Raw genomic sequence first — 849 nt, 5'->3', positions numbered from 1 at the left:
GCATGGCCGGGCTCCCTGCTTCCTGTGCTTCCCATGCGGCGTAATCGGAATACTGGGCTGCCGGTTCAGGCGCCGGGCCGGTGCCCGTCTGCTCGGCATAGAGCAGGCCGAGGTCCTCGCTGATGACGCCCCACGACCAGCCGTCGCAGATCGCATGGTGCGCGGTCATGAGGAGCACATGGTCGGTCGGCGAAAGCTGGTAGAGCGCGGCCCGGAACAACGGCCCCCGTTCGAGGTGGAACGGGGCCAGCACGGCGGCCGTCGCTTCTTCTTCGAGGCGGCGCTGCTGCGCCGCGGGGTCCAGCTGCCGCAGATCGTGCTCCGCCAGGTCCAGTTGCGTCGCCTCTCCGATCAGCAACTGCGTGCCATCGGGCGAGATGGTCGAGCGCAGGGACTCGTGGCGCTCGATCAGCTTGTCCAGGGCGGTGCCCAGGGCGCGCGCGTCCAGCGGGCCCTTCAGGCGCAGGCGCAGCGACTCGTTGTAGGCCAGCGATGCCTGCGGGCTCAGCTGGTCGCCCAGCCAGACTTCGCGTTGAGCTTCGGTGGTCGCGACGATGCGCTCGATCAGGCCCGATGCGAACGGGTCGAACGCGTCGGCGGCCTCGTCGGATGGGATGGCGACGGCTTCGGTCATGCTTGGTACTTGGTGAATTTGCCTTGGACCTTGGGATCCGGAACGAACCWGGCGGGCTGGCCGTCCTTGTCGCGGCCCAGGCGCGCATCGGGGGCCGGCGGGTGGGACGGGTCGAGCGTCAGCTTGGGCGCGCCGCGGCGCGGCAGCAGCTCGGCTTCCTGCATCTCGGCCACCGACTCCTTGAAGGCGGACTTGATGGTCGCGATGTCCTGTTG

At 69.2% G+C, this 849-nt stretch carries 2 protein-coding genes; both read right to left on the bottom strand.

Annotated features, from left to right (window positions below):
• Positions 1–634 (bottom strand): condensation domain-containing protein (locus AC1DTN_RS37470; RefSeq protein WP_477925177.1); only part of this gene is annotated, 634 nt, incomplete at its 3' end.
• Positions 631–849, bottom strand: a 219-nt coding sequence (locus AC1DTN_RS37465) for a hypothetical protein (protein ID WP_477925175.1), incomplete at its 5' end; no start/stop codon positions are given. The genes AC1DTN_RS37470 and AC1DTN_RS37465, both read right to left, overlap by 4 nt.

This window comes from Rhizobium sp. 01T444 (genome assembly GCF_056398305.1).
The sequence above is the reverse complement of the archived record's forward strand: the minus strand, read 5'-3'. Positions and strand labels throughout refer to the sequence as shown.